This is a genomic window from Nostoc foliaceum FACHB-393, assembly GCF_014698505.1.
Lineage (GTDB): Bacteria > Cyanobacteriota > Cyanobacteriia > Cyanobacteriales > Nostocaceae > Nostoc > Nostoc foliaceum_A.
In genome coordinates this window covers 21,520-41,208 of the sequence record NZ_JACJTD010000018.1, presented here as the reverse complement: position 1 = coordinate 41,208, position 19,689 = coordinate 21,520, and the positions used below count along the sequence as shown (strand labels likewise).

General features: G+C 42.5%; 18 protein-coding genes, 1 tRNA gene, 1 pseudogene and 1 other annotated feature. Of the genes and pseudogenes, 16 read left to right on the top strand and 4 right to left on the bottom strand.

Features of this window, described 5'->3' with window-relative positions; genetic code table 11:
* The first annotated feature begins 31 nt into the window (after positions 1-31).
* Entirely contained in the window at positions 32-3,328 is a 3,297-nt protein-coding gene (locus tag H6G92_RS16470; RefSeq protein WP_190894726.1) for an efflux RND transporter permease subunit, read from the top strand.
* A gap of 516 nt (positions 3,329-3,844) precedes the next feature.
* Positions 3,845-4,507 (top strand): hypothetical protein, encoded by a 663-nt coding sequence (locus H6G92_RS16465; protein WP_190894725.1) that lies wholly within the window; start codon positions 3,845-3,847, stop codon positions 4,505-4,507.
* On the opposite strand, the gene H6G92_RS16460 is transcribed toward H6G92_RS16465, so the two are convergent.
* Together H6G92_RS16460 and H6G92_RS16455 are read right to left on the bottom strand one after the other, a co-directional pair.
* Positions 4,504-5,571, bottom strand: coding sequence for a glycosyltransferase family 4 protein (locus H6G92_RS16460; RefSeq protein ID WP_190894724.1), 1,068 nt, complete (start codon positions 5,569-5,571; stop codon positions 4,504-4,506). The two genes, H6G92_RS16465 and H6G92_RS16460, sit on opposite strands and share 4 nt — an antisense overlap.
* A gap of 527 nt (positions 5,572-6,098) precedes the next feature.
* Positions 6,099-7,043 (bottom strand): glycosyltransferase family 2 protein, encoded by a 945-nt coding sequence (locus H6G92_RS16455; protein WP_190894723.1) that lies wholly within the window; start codon positions 7,041-7,043, stop codon positions 6,099-6,101.
* A gap of 154 nt (positions 7,044-7,197) precedes the next feature.
* On the opposite strand from H6G92_RS16455, the gene rplS reads away from it, so the two are divergent.
* The 12 genes from rplS (at position 7,198) to H6G92_RS16395 (ending at position 15,329) form a co-directional block, all read left to right on the top strand.
* Positions 7,198-7,560, top strand: a complete 363-nt coding sequence (rplS, locus tag H6G92_RS16450) for a 50S ribosomal protein L19 (RefSeq protein ID WP_190734030.1) — start codon at positions 7,198-7,200, stop codon at positions 7,558-7,560.
* Between the two features lie 145 nt (positions 7,561-7,705).
* Positions 7,706-7,778: transfer RNA gene (locus H6G92_RS16445), tRNA-Trp, on the top strand.
* Positions 7,779-7,958: 180 nt separating this feature from the next.
* Positions 7,959-8,180, top strand: coding sequence for a preprotein translocase subunit SecE (secE, locus tag H6G92_RS16440; protein WP_190894722.1), 222 nt, complete (start codon positions 7,959-7,961; stop codon positions 8,178-8,180).
* The gene (gene nusG / locus H6G92_RS16435; protein WP_190894721.1) at positions 8,180-8,821 is read left to right on the top strand and encodes a transcription termination/antitermination protein NusG; all 642 of its coding nucleotides are present in this window, start codon (positions 8,180-8,182) and stop codon (positions 8,819-8,821) included. The genes secE and nusG overlap by 1 nt, the downstream gene beginning before the upstream one ends.
* 6 nt (positions 8,822-8,827) lie before the next feature.
* Positions 8,828-9,253, top strand: a complete 426-nt coding sequence (rplK, locus tag H6G92_RS16430; protein ID WP_100898684.1) for a 50S ribosomal protein L11 — start codon at positions 8,828-8,830, stop codon at positions 9,251-9,253.
* Positions 9,254-9,369: 116 nt separating this feature from the next.
* On the top strand, positions 9,370-10,083 hold the full coding sequence (gene rplA, locus H6G92_RS16425; protein ID WP_190894720.1) for a 50S ribosomal protein L1: 714 nt from the start codon (positions 9,370-9,372) through the stop codon (positions 10,081-10,083).
* 70 nt (positions 10,084-10,153) lie between these two features.
* Positions 10,154-10,322, top strand: a sequence feature (ribosomal protein L10 leader region).
* A 63-nt stretch (positions 10,323-10,385) separates the two neighbouring features.
* Positions 10,386-11,000, top strand: coding sequence for a 50S ribosomal protein L10 (gene rplJ / locus H6G92_RS16420; RefSeq protein WP_190894719.1), 615 nt, complete (start codon positions 10,386-10,388; stop codon positions 10,998-11,000).
* An 80-nt stretch (positions 11,001-11,080) separates the two neighbouring features.
* A complete protein-coding gene (gene rplL / locus H6G92_RS16415) occupies positions 11,081-11,473 on the top strand; it encodes a 50S ribosomal protein L7/L12 (protein ID WP_190894718.1) in 393 nt (130 codons plus the stop codon).
* Positions 11,474-11,706: 233 nt separating this feature from the next.
* Entirely contained in the window at positions 11,707-12,099 is a 393-nt protein-coding gene (locus tag H6G92_RS16410; RefSeq protein ID WP_190894717.1) for a hypothetical protein, read from the top strand.
* A gap of 125 nt (positions 12,100-12,224) precedes the next feature.
* Entirely contained in the window at positions 12,225-12,464 is a 240-nt protein-coding gene (locus H6G92_RS16405) for a hypothetical protein (protein WP_190894716.1), read from the top strand.
* 242 nt (positions 12,465-12,706) lie between these two features.
* On the top strand, positions 12,707-13,267 hold the full coding sequence (locus H6G92_RS16400) for a chemotaxis protein CheB (protein WP_190894715.1): 561 nt from the start codon (positions 12,707-12,709) through the stop codon (positions 13,265-13,267).
* Positions 13,268-13,283: 16 nt separating this feature from the next.
* A complete protein-coding gene (locus H6G92_RS16395) occupies positions 13,284-15,329 on the top strand; it encodes a hybrid sensor histidine kinase/response regulator (protein WP_190894714.1) in 2,046 nt (681 codons plus the stop codon).
* A 62-nt stretch (positions 15,330-15,391) separates the two neighbouring features.
* Here the strand turns inward: H6G92_RS16395 and H6G92_RS16390 are convergent, their stop codons facing one another.
* Both H6G92_RS16390 and H6G92_RS16385 read right to left on the bottom strand, forming a co-directional pair.
* A complete protein-coding gene (locus H6G92_RS16390) occupies positions 15,392-15,763 on the bottom strand; it encodes a DUF2237 family protein (RefSeq protein WP_190894713.1) in 372 nt (123 codons plus the stop codon).
* 458 nt (positions 15,764-16,221) lie between these two features.
* Positions 16,222-16,374, bottom strand: a pseudogene (locus H6G92_RS16385) (DUF4114 domain-containing protein); the annotation flags it as partial.
* 159 nt (positions 16,375-16,533) lie between these two features.
* Here H6G92_RS16385 and H6G92_RS16380 point away from each other — a divergent pair.
* Positions 16,534-17,946 (top strand): AAA-like domain-containing protein, encoded by a 1,413-nt coding sequence (locus H6G92_RS16380; RefSeq protein ID WP_313889973.1) that lies wholly within the window; start codon positions 16,534-16,536, stop codon positions 17,944-17,946.
* 98 nt (positions 17,947-18,044) lie between these two features.
* A complete protein-coding gene (locus H6G92_RS16375) occupies positions 18,045-19,607 on the top strand; it encodes an AAA-like domain-containing protein (protein ID WP_190894711.1) in 1,563 nt (520 codons plus the stop codon).
* Positions 19,608-19,689: the final 82 nt, after the last annotated feature.

Genomic DNA, 19,689 nt, shown 5'->3' with positions numbered 1-19,689 from the left:
ACTTAGTAGTCAGCACTTATCACTTAGTATCATGCAACAGGCGAACAATAATAATGGCAATGGCGGATTTAGCCTTAGTGCGATCGCTATTCGCCAACACATTGGCACACTCATGCTCACCGTAGCAGTAATTGTCATTGGGGTATTTTTTCTCACAACGATCCAAGTCGATCTCCTACCGTCAATTACCTATCCCCGAATAGGGGTTCGGCTAGAAGCCCCTGGTATTTCACCAGAAGTAGCAGTAGATGAAATCACCAGACCCTTAGAAGAAGCTTTAGCAGCAACCGAGAATGTAGTACAGGTTTTTTCTCGCACCCGTGAGGGACAGGTAAGCCTCGATTTATACTTCCAACCAGGGGGCGATATTGACCAAGCCCTAAACGATGCTACTGCTGCTTTTAACCGAGGTCGAGGACAACTGCCAGATACAATAGAGGAGCCGCGATTATTTAAAGTCGATCCCTCCCAATTGCCGGTTTATGAATTGGCATTGACATCTGCTTCTTTGCTAGGTAAAGATTTACGCATATTTGCTGATGAAGAGTTAAACCGTGAACTCAGTGTAGTGCCAGGAGTCGCCTCAGTTGACGTATCTGGTGGTGCAGAGGAAGAAGTACGGGTACTTGTTGACTTAAACCGATTGCAAGCTTTGGGTGTTGGGTTAAATGATGTATTAGATGAATTAACAGCCCGTAACCAAGATACTTCTGGTGGTCGGATTCTGGGGCAAAATTCCGAGCCATTAACTCGGACTGTCGGACGCTTCCAAAATGCCAAGGAAATTGAAAATCTTTCTTTGGAAGTTTCCTCTTCTTCTCCTGCTAGTGCTAATACCACTAATAGCAGTAATACTACTACCACTCTCACTACTACGCCTACACCTTCCCGCCGCGTCTACTTGCGAGACTTTGCAGAGGTAATTGACGATACAGAAGACCAGCGAGTATTTGTTTATCTCAACCGTCAGCCTGCTGTGAAATTTTCAATCCAAAAGCAGCCTGAAGCCAACACAATCACAGTTGTAGATGCCGTTAAGCGGCGAATTGAACAATTACGGCAATCGGGTTTAATTCCAGCAGACATGACTCTGAGTCCCACCACAGATGAATCTGTCTTTATCCGCAATTCTTTAAATGATGTTATCTTTTCGGGGATTTCTGGGGCATTGTTAGCAGCCGCAGCAGTGTTGTTATTTTTGGGATCGTTCAGACAAACATTGATTATCAGTTTGACGATTCCGCTGTGTACTCTGGCGGCGATCGCTCTGATGAAAATCTTTGGCTTGACTTTGAATGTGTTTAGTTTGGCAGGTCTGACATTAGGAGTCGGTCAAGCAATTGATACATCGGTTGTGATTTTGGAGAACATTTCCGAAAAAACAGGCATGACTCCCAATCAGAAAGAGATGGAGGCAGAGGGGCAGAGGAGAAATTCAAGATTCTTTATTGATAGTGCGATCGCAGCTTCCCAAGAAGTAGAATCTGCTTTAGTTGCTGCTACAGGCGCCAACTTAGTTTCTGTAGTGCCATTCCTCTTAATTGGCGGCTTTATTGCACTGCTATTTAATGAACTGATTCTGACAATTAGCTTCGCAGTTGCAGCATCCCTTGTCGTCGCCATCACAGTAGTACCGATGCTGTCTTCTCGACTCTTGGGAATTCGCTGGTCTAGTCGGATCAGTGAATTTTGGCTGCTTAGACAGTTTAATCACCGATTTGAAGATGCGACGCGGGGATACAGTAACTTCTTAACCAAGGTTTTACGTTATCGGCTTTTTGTAGTAACTGCTGCTTTGTTAATTTTAGGCGGCGGCACTTTCTTTATGTTTGGTCAAATTCCCCAAGAAATTTTACCCCGCATCAGTACTGGTCAAGCTACCTTGAGAGCGCAGTTTCCTCCTGGTACACCTTTAGCAACTTCTGAGAAAGTTATGCAAATTGTCGATGACATTTTGCTCAAACAACCAGAAACTGAGTCAGCTTTCACAACTGTGGGTGGTTCATTGTTTGGTAGCAATACTACAGAAAATCCTTTACGTGCCAGTAGCACCATCAATCTTAAACCAGGCACAGATGTCGAAGCTTTCGTCAAAAAAGTAACTCAGGAATTTAACAAACTCAACTTAGCAGGAATTCTCCTGCGCCTTAATCCTGGTCAAGTGCGGGGTTTAATCTTGAGTAATTCTCCAGTGCAAGGGTCAGAAGTTGACGTGATTCTGCAAGGTGAGAATGAAGAAAACTTAACGCAAGCAGGCGCACAAGTGCTGCAAGCATTACAAGAAAGGGCAAAATTAGCAACATTCCGGCCAGATGCCGACCCCCGGCAACCGGAAATCCAAATTCGCCCCGACTGGGAACGGGTTTCAGCTTTAGGGTTAAGCGCTCAACAAATTGGTGCAACAGTTCAAACAGCAATTGAAGGTTCAGTTCCCACGCAAATTCAACGCGGTAATCGTTTAGTTGATGTGCGGGTGCAGCTAAATAAAGAAGCGATTCAGCGTCCTTCCCAACTAGAGCAATTACCGCTATTTACAGAAAACAATCAGCTAATCCGCCTTTCAGACGTTGCGAACATTCAAGAAGGTCAAGCGCCTGGTGAGGTGCAACGGATTAATCAGCGCCAAGCTTTTATTGTGGCAGGAAATCTCAGCGAGGGAGCAAGTCTTGGTGAAGCGATCGCAGAAGTTAACCAGGTACTTCAAGATGTAAACTTACCTGATGGCGTTTCAATTGTGCCTAGTTCTGCCCAAGAAACTAATCAGCAACTTCAGGATGCTTTAAAAACTTTAGGGGCGTTGGCAACATTCTTAATCTTTGTAGTCATGGCGGTGCAATACAATTCGCTGATTGACCCATTGGTAATTATGTTCACCGTCCCACTAGCGTTAGCTGGGGGAATTTTTGGACTTTACATTACCAATACTGCAATTGGTGCAACTGTAATTGTTGGCGTCGTGCTGCTGGTGGGAATTGTGGTGAACGCAGGGATTCTAATGGTAGAACTGGCGAACCAAATTCGGGACGAACTTGGTTGTAGTCGCCAAATTGCGATCATGAAAGCTGCTCCTCAACGCTTGCGCCCAATTATCATGACCACAGTCACCACTATTTTGGGACTGTTTCCTTTGGCATTGGGCATTGGCGAAGGTTCTGAGTTTTTGCAGCCTTTAGGGATTGTAGTTTTCTTTGGGATGGCGATCGCAACAATGCTGACATTATTTATCATCCCCTGTTTTTATATTCTGTTGCACGATTTGTTGGGTGGAAATTGGGCGAAGCCAGTGTTAATCCGGTTGCGTGGATTTACCAAAAAATTTATCAGCTAATCAGCATTTAAGTTGCATCAAATCAGGTCTGAAGTGCTTAATTTGCCTCGTTTCCAGTCTCTGGCTGGGAATGCCCACTGGGGGGCTGCCGCCTCGTTTATTAGCGGCAGCCCCCCAATAATCTGCATTTCTTTCTTAGACCTGGAAACGAGGGTTTTCTCTCGTGTTTTGGCTTAAATTGCTACCAATGAGAGATATGCGCCCCTGGCAACAGACTCTCCAATTAAGAAACTCGATAAATCAGCTTTTTAAAACTCACATATTGTCTAATCTGTCAACAAATAAGTTCTAAATTAGATTTTTTATAAAGATTGCGTAAAATTACTAGCTATGATGATAAAGCATTACAAGAATTGCTTTATAAATCAACCTATGAATAGATATAAACTCACTGAGTAGACACGTATTAACCTCTATTTATCTAGCAGGTAGATAGCAATTGAAAAGTGAGTTTTTACTGTTTGATTTGACCCCAAGGTATAGCATTCTGTTAACCAATATGAAAAGGACACAAGCATGAATAGAATCGCAACCAAAATAGCCTTATCTGTTCTAGGAGCAGCAGGAATTAGTTTTTTGTCTTGGACACCAGCGAGAGCCGTCATCTTTGTAGAACCCATCGTGACGACTGTGAATGAAGACATATTCCAAACGAGGGAGCCAAGAACTCTTGGGCCAGATATTCTACCAGGACAAATAATAGAATATGGTGTTCCAGATCGAGCTAACAACTTGATAAATGGCACTGGGAATGATATAGGAAGCTTCGTTTTTGACTTACAAACGCTGTTCTATACTAATCCCGATGCTGATCCATCATTTGCTAATGAGCCAGTTCAGTGGGGAGATGTTGATGGAGATGGAAGGATTGGTTTCTCTAGTACTCCTGGTCTAGAGGATATCTTTACAAACGTTACCATCGAAGGCAACATTCTTACTTATAGTGGTGGCGTAATCCGAGATGGAGACATATTTTACAATCTATTTTCTACCCAGCCCAATTTAACCCCAGGTGGTGGAATCATTCCAGCAATACCAGCAGAGCAAGAGAATAAGGATGGGCCGATCCGCGTGGGTGCTTCTTACACCGCCATTCCTGAATCAACTAATGTTTTGGGTGTACTGATCTTTGGCGCTTTGGGCGTAGCTTTCAAACTAAAGCGATCGCTACACTGTTAACCCTCTGACTCTGTAATTAATTCACGATACACCGTTAATGTTTCTTGATGGACGCGGGCAACACTCAGCCACTCTAGGTTTTGATTTGCCCGATTTTTCCATTCGTGTAGCATATGGGCATTACTCAGTAATTGCACTAAAACCGCAGCCAAAGCCTTACTATCTTTTGCTGGCACCAAAAGACCTGCTTGCCCATTGTCCAAAGCTTCAGGAATTCCGTCTACCTGAGTGCCAACGATCGCAGTTCCAGCTTCCCTAGCTTCCGAAAGTACCAAGGGGCAAGGATCACGATGGGAAGCCAACACAAATATGTCACAAGATATGAGATAACGTTGAGGTGACGACTGGAAGCCTTCAAAATGAATGCGTTCTTTTACAGAAGTTGCTTGTGCTTGTGCCTCAAATAGCTGTTTATCAGGGCCATTTCCTACCAAATAAAGATGCGCTTGGGGAAAATCTGAGGCAATTTGCTCAAAGGCAGCAATTAACTCAGCAATTCCCTTCCGTTGATACATCCCGGCCACGGTAGCGATCGCTGGTCGTTGTAATGCTAAAGGTTGATAATCTTGTATTTGTCGAGTGCGGGGACTACCCAAAGTTCCATTACATACTACCCGCAACTTGTTTTCTGAAATACCGCGCCTTGCCATAGAATCTCGCACAGCCTTGCTAACAGCAATTACCCTGTCAGCTAAACCCATCAGCAGACTGGAACGCTGAAATTCATTATGGACTGTAGAAACTAAAGCATACTTATGCCCTTTAAAAATGCGGGCGAGGATGACTCCCGTCATCATGTGTGCATGAACAATATCCGGTTGAAATTCTGCTGCGATCGCCAGGTAACGCACAGCTGCTTTAATAATACTTATCGGTTTCCTCGTCTGGTCTAATTGGTAGTGTTTGACACCACAAATATTTAGTAATTTTTCATATTCACCACCAGCAGAAATAACCGCTACCTCATAACCAGATTTAGCCTGTAAACAAGCCAGATCAACAGCCACATTCACAATACCGTTACCTATTTCTTGAACGTGGTTCAAAATATGGATGATTCGCATAATCTTTGAGATATGTATAAAAAATAAAGATAAGTAACTGAATGTAAATCAACATTATTGTTGAGGTCTTCAACGATAGCCAGTAGCTAGTGCGTAAATTGGCACTAGCTACTGGCTAAGAGCATTTATAATCAGTCACTTAGCTTTAAAGACTTATTCAGTAACGGCTCAATAAATCGGGATAAAAGGAGGTAGGATTCCTGACTTTTCAAGTTATGTGGAAAAGTCCACCAAAAACCTAACTTCCTAACCCATTCTCGAAGTGGGAAGGGGGAAATTCAAAGTCTCTCTCCTTTTAGGCTACGGTGTACACACAAGTCAGAAATAGTAGTCTATCAAGGAATAATTGACGAGTTCATTCTTTGTAGAGACGGCGATTTACCCTTGTCTCTCTAACGTGTCAGTGTTTTAGATGCGATAAATCGTGTCTCTACATGAGTGGTTTCTGGCTTATCCCAAAGACATAGCAAAAAACTTGGACATTCCTTTTTGTGGAATTCTCTAATGGTTTTAATCCTCGTAGGTTCTTAGGATTCAATTAACACAAGTTTGCGAACTTGAGAATTGTTTCCTTGAGAGCGGCGTGATGAGGCAGCATTTAGCAAAAACTTCCAAGGCTGAGGAGAAATTATAGACGGATCTATCATTGAAAGAAAACTCTTGATATTTTTTTGCTTCAGTGCTACTAAAATCCAATGGAGTTTCAGGTAATTTTTTATATCTTGAAAAACGGGAATCTTTGAGCGATGTTCCTCATTTACCAAGGCGTAAATTTTCTCCTTCATCAAAATATTTGTAGCCAACCGCCTAGACAAAGAAAACTTTTGATTATAAGCACCGGGCCAGATAGTGCGGTAAGCAAGACACTGATTGAAGAAAATAGCATCGCCAAACTGGGCAATCCGAATCCACGAATCGATGTCATCACAGTTAGCATCGAGTGTGGAATCCCAACCACCAGTTTGCAGGAAAGCATCACGTCGGCAAGCTACTTGTACAGGCGTACCAAAGGGTACAAGCTCTAAGAGCATACCGTAATGAATATCGGCTTGTGGAATATAAAAAGCTAATCCAGGGCCAACTTGCGGGGTGCGACTGAGTTCAACTTCATTACCATCCACCTGAGCCGCCACACAAGAGCAGATTACAGCATCGGGGCGAAGTGCGATCGCCTTCGCCATCTCTTCTATGCAGTTCGGTGCTAAATAGTCATCATCATCTAAAAACTTAATCCAGTCGCCGCTAGCTTTGGCAACTCCAGCATTTACCGTTGCTGCATGGCCAAGGTTCACTTCGTTACGATGATAAACAACCTTGTCCCCTAAGCTTTTGATATAGGTTTGGGTATCGTCAGAAGAACAGTCATCGGCAACAACTACCTCGCACTCAATCGTTTGGTTACGAGCCGAGTCAATTGCTCTTTGCAGCAAGTTCAAGCGATTATAGGTACTGATAACGACGCTAAATTTCATAAATTTCACCCCTGTGTTACAGCATTCTGCAATATAGCTTTGAACTTTAGGCTGTTGTATCAGTAAAATTATCAATCTCAACAAGTAGACTGAAATAGGATTATCGATTTATCATTGATGATCGTGAGATTTTTTTTAAGCAGACAGAAAGACTATGAGCGCTCAAGAGATTATCCGCTCCATCGAAGCGGAACAGCTAAAATCGAATCTGCCCGACATTTATGTGGGCGACACAGTAAAAGTAGGAGTGAAAATCAAGGAAGGCGAAAAGTACCGTGTACAACCCTACGAAGGAGTAGTGATTGCCAAGCGTAATGGTGGCATCAACGAAACGATTACAGTTCGTAAGGTTTTTCAAGGTGTAGGCGTTGAGCGGGTATTTCTGTTGCATTCTCCGCGGATTGATAGCATCAAAGTAATCCGTCGTGGTAAAGTCCGCCGTGCTAAACTGTATTATCTCCGCGATCGCGTAGGGAAGGCAACCCGGATCAAGCAACGGTTTGACCGCCCTTTGTGATTCGTCCTTCAATAGTATGGGAGAAATCTTAAGCGGCATCTGCCGCTGACTTGTTTTCCCGACGAAACTGAGGTATGATAAAAATCGCATATTGCGTTAAACTGAAATTTAGTTCAGCGCAATGACTGAATAAAAAACAGCTTGTGCGCTCTTAGTTCAGTTGGTAGAACGCAGGTCTCCAAAACCTGATGTCGGGGGTTCAAGTCCTCCAGGGCGCGCTCAAGAGCAAAAAACAAAGCCCGAAATAATTACGCAACTGCTATATTAGCAGTTAGCGATAATAATTTCGGGTAAACTTATTGTATTTGTAGTTGTTTTGCTTTCAGTTAAGTGAAATAGAGTCGAAACTGCAAACCTAGATGACCAAAATTGAGTGACAAACGGGGAGATTAAGGGTCGTGGCCAAAAAAAGTGAAGCAGAATTGCCAGAAACCACAAATGGGTTTAGCTTTAACAACTTCATACAGGGAACCAAAGAAGAACTTGAAAAAGTAGTTTGGCCCAGTCGGAAACAGATAGTGAGCGAATCAGCCGCTGTGTTGTTAATGGTGGCACTCTCCGCATCTTTGATATACTTGGTCGATGGATTGTTTAGTTGGGCAGCACAACAGGTGTTCTGATGACTTTTGCAACAGACGAACCTCGCAACTCAACGTTGCAATCAGAGGAAACAGCAGAAACAGCAGAAACAGCGTCAAAAGAAGCACGCTGGTATGCAGTGCAAGTAGCCTCAGGCTGTGAAAAGCGTGTAAAGACTAACTTAGAGCAACGCATTCAAACTTTTGATGTAGCTGACAAAATTGTCCAAGTAGAAATTCCGCAAACGCCAGCGGTGAAAATCCGCAAAGATGGCAGTCGCCAGCATACAGAAGAAAAAGTTTTCCCTGGCTATGTGCTGGTGCGGATGATGATGGATGATGATACCTGGCAGGTAGTACGAAACACCTCCCATGTAATTAACTTTGTCGGTGCAGAACAAAAGCGTGGTAGCAGTAAGGGTCGCGGTCATGTGAACCCCATACCACTGAGTTCATCAGAAGTAGAACGCATATTCAAACAAACCAGCGAACAAGAGCCAGTTCTCAAAATTGACATGGCTACTGGTGATAAGATAATGGTGCTTTCTGGGCCATTTAAAGATTTTGAAGGCGAGGTAATTGAAGTCTCTCCAGAACGGAGTAAACTTAAAGCCTTGCTCTCAATTTTCGGCAGGGATACACCAGTAGAATTGGAATTTAATCAGGTAGAGAAACAGAGTTAAATACAAATGGCGAAGAAAGTAGTGGCGGTCATTAAACTGGCCCTGAATGCTGGAAAAGCCAACCCAGCACCGCCAGTGGGACCCGCCTTGGGTCAACATGGCGTTAACATCATGATGTTCTGCAAAGAGTACAACGCCAAAACAGCAGACCAAGCTGGAATGGTGATACCTGTAGAAATCTCGGTTTTTGAAGACCGGAGTTTTACATTTGTACTCAAAACGCCACCAGCATCAGTGCTGATTCGGAAGGCGGCGAAAGTTGAAAAAGGCTCGAATGAACCCAACAAAAAGAAGGTTGGGTCAATTAGTAAAGCCCAATTGCAAGAAATTGCCCAAACGAAACTCCCCGATCTTAATGCCAACGACATAGACGCGGCAATGAAGATTGTGGCAGGAACGGCTAAAAATATGGGTGTAACAATCACGGATTAGTCATTGGTCATTGGTCATTAGTAAAAAACTAGCGACAAAGGACAAATGGCAAAAGACTGATAACTAAAAATTATCGGGGGAGAGGCGAGGCTTCGGAATTACCCCAGGAGAACAAAATGCCAAAAATATCGCGTCGTTTGCAAGGACTGCAAGCAAAAGTAGAAGATAAGGACTATCATCCTTTAGAGGCTTTAGCCCTTCTCAAAGACACAGCAACAGCTAAATTTGTTGAAGCTGCGGAAGCGCATATCCGGTTGGGAATTGACCCTAAGTATACAGACCAACAGTTGCGGACAACGGTAGCACTGCCCAAAGGTACAGGACAAATCGTCCGGGTGGCGGTGATTGCTAGAGGCGAAAAGGTAAACGAAGCAAGCAACGCTGGTGCTGATATAGTCGGTTCAGAAGAACTGATTGACGAAATCCAAAAAGGTAGAATGGATTTTGACAAGCTGATTGCCACACCCGATGTGATGCCACAGGTAGCAAAGCTGGGTAAGTTGCTTGGGCCACGTGGTTTAATGCCATCGCCCAAAGGTGGAACCGTAACATTTGATTTAGGAAGTGCGATCGCAGAATTCAAAGCTGGTAAATTAGAATTCCGAGCCGACCGAACTGGTATTGTCCATGTTATGTTTGGTAAGACAACCTTCTCGCCTGAAGATTTGTTAGTCAACCTGAAGGCATTGCAGGAAACTATTGACCGTAACCGTCCTTCAGGAGCTAAAGGTCGTTATTGGCGCACATTTTATGTGTCAGCCACAATGGGCCCATCGATTAAAGTTGATATCAGCGCCCTACGAGATTTAAAACTGAGCGAAGCAGGTTAATAAGAGTTATGAGTTATAAGTTATGAGTTAAGAATAAAACTTCTAACTCCTAACTACTCACTCCTAACTTTCAATTAAATAGGCAAAGCCGGAGACAGCAGGTGCTAATAGCTTAAATATCCTGCCGAGGTTAAAACTCTAATAGTCAGAATTACCACCCATAAAGGTGTGATAACTATGGCGTCAAGAGTCTTAATACTCGACCCCGGCTAGATTAGCTGGGGTTTGTTGTTTGGGTTCAGGTTTAGAAAAAACTTACAAGTAGGGCACTTCACCGATTATTTTAAGGAGGTGAGATTGGAATGGGTAGAACACTAGAAAATAAAAAAGAGATAGTAGCTGACCTCAAAGAAACTTTGAGTGAGTCAACTCTGGCACTGGTAATAGAGTATCAGGGACTAACTGTTGCTGAAATTAGCGACTTACGGCGGCGGCTGCGTCCCAGTGGTACTGTTTGTAAGGTGACGAAGAACACCCTAATGGGCATTGCCATTAAAGATGATGAAAAATGGCAGCCTATGTCGGAATTGCTCAACGGTTCTTCCGCATTTTTGCTGGTAAAAGAAGATTTTTCATCGGCAATTAAGGCATACCAAGAATTCCAAAAAGTCACCAAGAAGACAGAACTTCGTGGTGGTGTACTGGAAGGTCGCCTACTCAAAGAACCTGATGTCAAGGTACTAGGAGACTTGCCATCTAAGGAACAACTCATCGCACAAATTGCTGGAGCTATCAACGCCTTGGCTACCAAGATTGCTGTGGGTATCAACGAAGTTCCTGGTTCACTGGCGCGTGCTTTGCAGGCTGTCGCCGACCAAGACCAAAGTGGTGGTAGCACCGAAACTGCTGCTGTACAAGATAGCAGCACTGAAACAGCTACTGAAGGCGATAGCAGCACTGAAGCTGCTGCTGAATAGACTTCGTGGTTCATCAGTCAAAAGTCAAAAGCTAATGACTAATGACTAAATAAATAATCAAAATTACAGGAGTTATATCAATGTCTGCTGCAACCGATCAAATTTTAGAACAACTAAAAGGCCTGTCTTTGCTGGAAGCTTCTGAGTTAGTCAAGCAAATCGAAGAGGCTTTTGGCGTGAGTGCTGCTGCACCAGTTGGCGGTATGATGATGATGCCTGGCGCTGGTGGTGCTGCTCCGGCTGAAGAAGCTGTTGAGCAAACCGAGTTTGAAGTGATTCTCGAATCAGTCCCAGCTGATAAGAAGATTGCCGTACTGAAGATTGTCCGGGAATTGACCGGTTTGGGTCTGAAAGAAGCGAAAGACATGGTGGAAGCTGCGCCCAAGGCAGTTAAAGAAGGTATTGCTAAAGATGCTGCTGAAGATGCCAAGAAGCGCATCGAAGAAGCTGGCGGTAAGGTGACTATCAAGTAGTCACAATTCTATTACCAGTTTTTGATTAAGGAGCCTGACTCAGGCTCCTTTTTTTGGATTTTTCTTTAAGTAAAAATGGTGTCCATTAAAGAATTATTGTCCATTTTTCAATAGCTTTCTAATAAGCCAAAAGCCTTACTAAAAAAGTATTTGAGCCATATTTTACCTTTAATTATTCTCTCGCCACTTTTAAAGTAAATAATGTCATTTTTCTTGGAAGACGGGTCAAATGTATGTCTACGCGTTCTTTGAGTCAAGGCGCTAATCTCTCCGAACGTGAGGAAGTTCTTGCTACGGAGCAGGGTGGAGAGCAGGTAGAGGGAAAGTCTTATCTACTGTTTAATGATGATTCGCCAAAGTTTCAGCAAAAAGTCGATGTCATTGATGCCATTGTGCAAGCATCAAATAAAAATGCTTGCAGGGATGCGATCGCAGATGTAGCGAAAGCTCTGGGTAAAAGCACTCGAACTATTAAACGCATGGTGGGAAAAGTTGAACAGGTAGGGGTTGCGGCTCTAGGTGTTGGGCGTAAGGATAAGGGACAATTTGGTAATGCCGACTACTTAGCGTTGGAAGCCTTTAATGAGCTAATTAATGTTTTTAAATGCAAATCCCCGTTATCTTAGTTGGAACTTACTATCTAGGCGATAATATTCTTGAACGGAAGAGTCTTCCATACGTGCGCGTTCATGACTCATTTTTATAGTCATACGAGTTTCCTAATTTAACTAAAGAAGAAATAATTGAGGTTGTGGACGACTGGGAAGAAAAATTTTTGCTAGAAAGCCGTCGATTAAATTTTACTCAAATTGATAGTGCAATTTCTTATTTGGAACAGAGATCCAAAAGTTTGATTGAGCCTTTGTATGATTTACTTCGCAAGATTGCAATACTGAGAATTGATGAACCGAATTTTGAACTGAATCAACATGATTTGACCCAACGTTTTGGTAGACGTAAACAACCAATATGCTACATACTACTTTCATGATTTCATTTTTTAAAGCAATATAAGCATTAATATAATTCAAGTAGTATATAGCACTTTAAACTACGTGAGCTTGATTAGCGATCGCTCTTTGGGAAAAACTTTTTGGTTTACTGATAATCTTCAATAGTTGGTATAGAAGCAAATCAAGGTAAGTTAGTAGCTGTGGTGGAACTGGAGAATGCTGAAAGGATTTTATGAGCCATCAAGGTTGAAACCCACATACAGGTGTGAGGACTAAACAAGTGCCGTTTAAAATTGTGGTAATTGGTACTTCTCTGGGCGGATTATCAGCATTAAAAATTATCCTGGGGAACTTACCAGCAGACTTCTTAGTGCCGATCGCGATCGTGCAACACCGTCACAAGGAGTCTAACAACACACTCCAGGAGTTATTACAAGAATCCACTTTATTGCCGATTCGAGAAGTGGAAGATAAAGACGAAATATTATCAGGACATATCTACTTAGCTCCAGCAGATTATCACTTGCTAGTTGAACTAGGTTACTTTGCTCTTTCGACTGATGAACCTGTTTCCTATGCCAGACCATCTATCGATGTGCTGTTTGAGTCGGCAGCTGATGTCTACACTGAGCAAGTTATTGGTGTAATATTGACAGGAGCAAATCAAGATGGTATGCAAGGTCTTAAGAAAATAAAAGCGCGGGGAGGACTGACTATTGTGCAGGAACCTGCTACAGCCGAGAGCGATATTATGCCAGAGGCAGCAATTTCTGCTGTTGCAGTAGACTGGATTTTGACACTCTCAAACATTGCTTCCCAAATGGTCAAGCTTTGTCATTAATCACGGAAATAAACCCATGCAGATGGAACCCAAAGTAAACATCCTCCTAGTGGATGACAAACTAGAAAATTTGCTAGCACTAGAAGCAATCCTGGAAAAACTGGGAGAGAATCTGGTGAGAGCTACCTCTGGGGAAGAAGCTTTGAGGTGTCTGCTACATCAGGACTTTGCAGTAATTTTGCTGGATGTGCAAATGCCAGGGATGGATGGGTTTGAAACTGCAACCTTGATTCGCAATCGGGGGCGATCGCGTCACACTCCAATTATTTTTCTTACTGCCTTTAGCACCAGCGACCAAATGCTGTTTAAAGGCTATGCCTTAGGTGCTGTTGATTATTTACTCAAGCCATTAGACCCGAATATTTTGACTTCTAAAGTTACTGTATTCGTAGAACTATTTAAGAAAACAGAAGCCGTCAAGCAACAAGCAGCGCAGCTGGTAGCTGTCAATGCCGAACTCAGGCAAAGTGAAGAACGATTCCGATCGCTAAGTACCTGTTCACCCGTTGGTATTTTTGAAATTGATACTGAAGGTGGATGTAGATATACTAATCCGCGCTATCAGGCAATTTGTGGCTTGAAAGCGACAGAGAGTTTAGAAAAGGGATGGCTAGAATCTGTTCATCCAGAAGATAGAGAACGAGCAGTTTCCAGTTGGTCTAACTACATTCGTGAAGGTCGTGACTACTCTGAAGAGTTTCGCTTTCAAACTGCTCACGGTATCATCCGTTGGGTTCAGGTTCGCTCATCACCTATGCTTTCCGGTCAAGGAGAACTGCTGGGATATGTAGGCACCCTCGAAGATATTACTGAACGCAAGCAAGCAGAAGAAGTCCGCGCTCAAATCATTCGAGAGCAGACCGCAAGACAGGAAGCAGAAGCAGCAAATCGGATGAAAGATGAGTTTCTCGCCGTTCTCTCCCACGAACTCCGCACACCCTTAACCTCCATGCTGGGCTGGTCAAAAATCCTCCGCTCTAAGAAACTTGACGACAAAGCTACTTCCCGCGCCCTGGAAGCGATTGAACGCAACGCTACATCACAGATGCAACTAATTGAGGATATTTTAGACGTATCTCGGATTATCCGTGGTCAGTTGCGGTTAAATGTATCTGCGGTAAATCTGATCACGGTGATGGAGGCAGCCTTAGAGGCAGTGCGTCCCCTAGCAGAACCAAAAGATATTAAGTTAAATACTGTTCTGGATACTTCGGTAGGGTCAGTTTATGGCGATCCAGCCCGGTTACAGCAAGTTGTCTGGAACCTGCTAACTAATGCCATTAAATTTACCCCTAAGGGTGGCAGGGTAGAAGTGAATCTGTCAATAGTCTGTGGTGAAGAACAACAAACAACTTACAAATACGCCCAAATTCAAGTTATTGATACCGGGATTGGCATCAGTTCCGAGTTTTTGCCCAAAGTATTTGAGCGTTTCCGGCAAGCAGACAGCACCACAACGCGATCGCACAATGGACTAGGACTAGGACTAGCGATCGTCCGTCATCTAGTGGAACTGCACAAGGGGACAATCTTTGCCCAAAGTCCAGGCACAGGAGAAGGAGCAACCTTTACTGTGAGACTGCCACTGCTACAAGACAATAGGGCTAGCAGGGCGAGTAGAGAAGCCACAGGAGAAATTTCTTCTTCTGTGGCATCAACGCCCCTTGCTGGATTAAGAGTTTTAGTTGTAGATGATGAAGCAGATACCCGTAACTTTCTCAGTTTTATGTTTGAAGAGTATGGGGCATTTGCCACTGCGGTAGCATCAGTTGATGAAGCGTTGGCAGTACTTGAACAAGCCAAACCAGATATCCTGATTAGCGACATCGGCATGTCAGAGCAAGATGGTTATACGCTGATTCGGAAACTGCGCTCTTTAGAACCAGAAAAAGGCGGATGTATCCCAGCGATCGCTTTAACAGCGTACACGCGAGAAGAAGACCGCTTAGAAGCCCTTTCAGCAGGGTTTCAGCAACATTTATCTAAGCCAATTGACCCCACTAAATTAATTGCTATGGTTGTCAATGTATTAAAATTACCTCTGGAAGTTCCAGTGAGTTGATTTTGAACTGGGGAGCAGAGGAGCAGAGGAGAAAAAACCAATGCTCCATGCCCAATGCCCAATCAAGAACAAGTTAGGGCATGTTTTTTCAGATCGTCTAGCGAAACCACTTCCAAAGCTCTAGCATGGGTTGCAGAGAGAATAACCGGTGGAGCAACACCAGCATCGAGAGCTTCTTGCCAGCGAGAAGCACACAAACACCAGCGATCGCCAGGCTTCAGTCCAGGAAAATTAAAATCAGGAACAGGTCTGCTCAGGTCGTTCCCCCGCGATTTGGTGAACTCCAGGAATTCTAATGTCACTTCGGCACATACGACATGCGACCCGAAATCCTGACCACCTGTGCGACAAAAACCGTCGCGGTAAAATCCAGTCATGGGAGAAGTGCAGCAGACCTCTAGGTTTCCACCAATTACGTTTTTAGCTTCTGTCATCGTTAATTTCTTGCACTTGATTTTTTCACTCCGATATAAGCCTATATTGACACTTCCGTAGTTGAATAAAAATCGCTATCCCTTATTAAGCAGGGAATTCTAAAATCATTACTCATACAAAGCTGCCAACATTACGGTTATTAAGAATGGTGCAAAATCACAGTAGAAGTTCCAATAAAAACCCTTGGTAGTTAGCCAAGGGTAATCCAAGTCAGTACTTTTTCGCATGGAATGTATCCTACTCAAATACCATAGCAACCGTCTAATTTAGAGATATGCCATTTTGCCAAACAAAAAAAGCCCCCAGTGGTAAGCTGAGGGTTAATTTTTTTGAAATAGCGGTAATCTACAAAGCTATTATTCCCAGATTGAGAATAGATTCTTATGGCTTTGACTTTCTAAAATGCTCAGTAAAGTTTACAGGCTCTATTACTAAATCTATCCGTGGGAACTTCAGACTAGGCGATACTCAAATTAACTCGATCAATCAAATCGTTGTAATCTTTATCACCGCCATTTGCTAAATCCTCAAAGCCAAAAGCGTTATTGCCTAACAGGCGAATCTGATTTGCTTTGAGGGTGTTAGCACCCAAGAAGGAGAAGTAAACTGCGCCACACTAATAATTTTTTTTTGTTCAAAGATTAATTGGATGTCAAACAGTGTATCCGTAGGTATTTAATTTTCTTTTTTTAAATATTTATTCAGTTGTATATTATTACTATACCAAAGTAAATAAATACATCTAGTAACTGTTTAACTTTTAATATCCGTGGACGATATTTTGCAAGCAGTAGAAAGAATTCTGCAAGATAAGCCTCTTGCTTCCATTCAGTGGTTTGTGCTCTCTCAATCGTGGTTGGGCAAAACTTACGATGAAATGGCAGAGGTATCAGGCTATCGCAACAATTACATCAAGGAAGTTGGCTCTGAGTTGTGGCAAGACCTCTCCGTTGCACTTGGAAAAAAAATAACGAAAAAAAATCTGCATTTAGCCTTGAATAAATACCTGCAAGACAAGATGAGCGATCAGGAAAATCACAGCCATCAAAAGTTGGGTGAACAATCTAGCTTAGAAATGGTTTCTTCAGACTTGTTTTCAGCAAGCAAGATTGAATTTCCTAGCGGCCCTGTACCACTGGGTTCTCCTCTTTACATCAATCGCCCTCCTCTGGAAGAACTTGTTTGTAACGAGATTTTACACCCTGGTTGCTTAATCCGGATCAAAGCACCTAGAAAGACAGGAAAAAGTTCACTGCTCAACCGGATGATTGCTTATGCTAGAGAGCAAGGTTATCAAATTGTCTATTTGGATTTTCAAGAAGCTGACCAAGATGTTTTTGCTTCTCTTGATAAATTTTTACGTTGGTTTTGTATCAATGTCAGCAGGCAATTAAATCTCCTTCCTTGTCTCGATGATTTTTGGGATACGGAAATGGGCAGCAAGGTAAGCTGCAAAATATATTTTGAAGCATATGTGCTGCAATACATTGATCATAGTCCTTTAGTTTTGGCTTTAAATGAAGTCCATCGAGTTTTTGAACATCCCAATATTGCCCAAGACTTTTTGCCAATGCTGCGATTTTGGCATGAACAAGCAAAGCAGGATCAAATCTGGCAAAAACTGCGGATGGTAGTAGTTCATACTACAGAAATTTATATTCCACTCAAGCTAAACCAATCACCTTTCAATGTAGGGATAACAATTACGCTGCCACCGTTTACTCTTAATCAGGTACAGAATTTAGCATTATCTTACAGGCTGCATTGGGCAGCAGACTCCGAAGGGGCAAAACGCCTTGTACCCCTACAAGCAATGGTAGGAGGACATCCCTATTTGGTGAGTCTTGCACTTTATCATCTATATCAGGAAGAAATGACATTAGAGGTGTTACTAGAAACAGCATCTACACCAGTGGGTATTTACAGTCAGCATTTACGAGAACTGTTGAGCTTGCTCCAAAAAGAACCAGAATTAATGTCCGCGATGCAAAAGGTAATTTTAACAGATGAACAAGTGGAGTTAGATGCGATCGCTGCTTACAAGCTAGAAAGCATGGGTTTGGTTCAATTAAATGGCAATCAAGCTCACACAATGTGTGAGTTATATCGTCTTTATTTTAGCCAACAGCTTGGAAAGCAAAATACTAATAATGGTTCTGGTAAACTGTTGAAAGATAAATAATCAAAATACTTGCTCTCGTTCTTAATCTGAATTTTATCAATTGTCCCGATCCAAATTTATTTATTAAAAACGAGGACTAATTTAAAATTTTCAATCAAATGAATAATTATCGATACCAAGTTGGAGGTACGCTCACGAGTGATGCTCCTAGCTATGTTGAGCGCAGAGCGGATGTGGAACTTTATGAAGCATTGAAGGAGGGTGAATTTTGCTACATCCTGAGCAGTAGGCAAATGGGCAAATCCTCACTTATGGTAAAAACAAAGCATCGCTTTCAACGAGAAGGCTTTAGATGTGCAACCGTTGATATGACTAATATTGGTTGTAAAAATATAACTCCAGAGCAGTGGTATAAAGGAGTTGTAGGCGACTTATGGTTAAGTTTTAAACTGTTAGGAAAAGTCAATTTAAAAACTTGGTGGCAAGAACAAAATGATATTTCTTTAGTTCAGAAACTCAGTCGGTTTATTTCAGAAATCCTGTTAGTTCAGTTTCCTAACGAAAGACTATTTATTTTTATTGATGAAATTGATAGTATTCTCAGCCTCGATTTCTCTGTTGATGACTTTTTCAACTTGATTCGCTTCTGTTATAACCAACGAGCAATTGATCCAGAGTATCATCGGATTACATTTGCAATTTTTGGGGTTGCAACACCTTCAGATTTGATTTTATATCGGAATCATACCACCCCTTTTAATCTTGGTAAAACCATACAAGTAAATGGTTTTACATTTGAAGAATCTCAACCGCTATCTTTGGGATTGGATATTAAAGGCAATAATCCCCAGAAACTTTTAAAAGAAGTATTAACTTGGACAGAAGGGCAACCATTTCTGACTCAAAAGCTATGTAGGCTACTTGTTAGTTTATCTCAAGATGATGTGGGTAGAATGCTAAAAATTCCCCCTGGCGCAGAAGAATTTTGGATAGAAAATGTAGTGCGATCGCACATAATTGAAAAATGGGAGTCACAAGATGAACCGGAGCATTTGCGGACAATTCGCGATCGCATCCTTGGAAACGAACAATCTGCCGCCAGATTGCTAGGAATTTATCAGCAAATTCTCCAAGGAGTGGAAGTACCAGCCGACGATAGTCGAGAACAGGTAGAACTGTTGCTGTCTGGTTTGGTAATCAAAAAGCAAGGTTTTCTCCAAATCAAAAACCGAATTTATCAAGAAGTTTTCAATTTAGAATGGGTTGGAAAAAAATTAGCTTACTTGCGCCCCTACTACGAAACCTTCAATGCATGGATAGCCTCAAAGGAAAAAGATGAATCTCGCCTATTGCGCGGACAAGCGTTGATTGATGCTCAAACTTGGGCAAATGGCAAAAGCTTGACTAATTCAGATTATCGATTTTTAGCTGCTAGTGAAGAATTAGATCGGCGAGAAATGCAGCAAGCATTAGAGGCTGAACGTGCCAAAGAAGTTGAAGCACGCCTTGCAGAACAACAAAAAAGGCTGACTCAACAAAAGAAAGCTGCCACAATAGTGACACTTTTGCTCGTGGGTATGACAATCAAGCTGGTGATTTCTATAGTGTGGGGAGTGTCGCTTTTACGAAAGATTGATGCTTTAGAATCACAGTTAAAATGTAATCAGATAGGGCATCAAGGCAAAGTAATAACAGCAAATTCTCGGTTAGGTAGATGCTGAGGCGAATTTTAGATTTTAGATTTTGGTTTTAGATTAAAAGTCTGCTTGCTATTAAAAAGCATAGTAGAGAAAGGCAAGTCTT

Coding starts and splice junctions, on each gene's coding strand:
- H6G92_RS16465 (WP_190894725.1), top strand. CDS start 3,845: ATGAATAGAATCGCAACCAAAATAGCCTTATCTGTTCTAGGAGCAGCA.
- H6G92_RS16470 (WP_190894726.1), top strand. CDS start 32: ATGCAACAGGCGAACAATAATAATGGCAATGGCGGATTTAGCCTTAGT.
- H6G92_RS16460 (WP_190894724.1), bottom strand. CDS start 5,571: ATGCGAATCATCCATATTTTGAACCACGTTCAAGAAATAGGTAACGGT.
- H6G92_RS16395 (WP_190894714.1), top strand. CDS start 13,284: ATGCAGATGGAACCCAAAGTAAACATCCTCCTAGTGGATGACAAACTA.
- rplS (WP_190734030.1), top strand. CDS start 7,198: ATGAGCGCTCAAGAGATTATCCGCTCCATCGAAGCGGAACAGCTAAAA.
- rplA (WP_190894720.1), top strand. CDS start 9,370: ATGCCAAAAATATCGCGTCGTTTGCAAGGACTGCAAGCAAAAGTAGAA.
- rplJ (WP_190894719.1), top strand. CDS start 10,386: ATGGGTAGAACACTAGAAAATAAAAAAGAGATAGTAGCTGACCTCAAA.
- H6G92_RS16455 (WP_190894723.1), bottom strand. CDS start 7,043: ATGAAATTTAGCGTCGTTATCAGTACCTATAATCGCTTGAACTTGCTG.
- rplK (WP_100898684.1), top strand. CDS start 8,828: ATGGCGAAGAAAGTAGTGGCGGTCATTAAACTGGCCCTGAATGCTGGA.
- H6G92_RS16375 (WP_190894711.1), top strand. CDS start 18,045: ATGAATAATTATCGATACCAAGTTGGAGGTACGCTCACGAGTGATGCT.
- nusG (WP_190894721.1), top strand. CDS start 8,180: ATGACTTTTGCAACAGACGAACCTCGCAACTCAACGTTGCAATCAGAG.
- rplL (WP_190894718.1), top strand. CDS start 11,081: ATGTCTGCTGCAACCGATCAAATTTTAGAACAACTAAAAGGCCTGTCT.
- H6G92_RS16390 (WP_190894713.1), bottom strand. CDS start 15,763: ATGACAGAAGCTAAAAACGTAATTGGTGGAAACCTAGAGGTCTGCTGC.
- H6G92_RS16410 (WP_190894717.1), top strand. CDS start 11,707: ATGTCTACGCGTTCTTTGAGTCAAGGCGCTAATCTCTCCGAACGTGAG.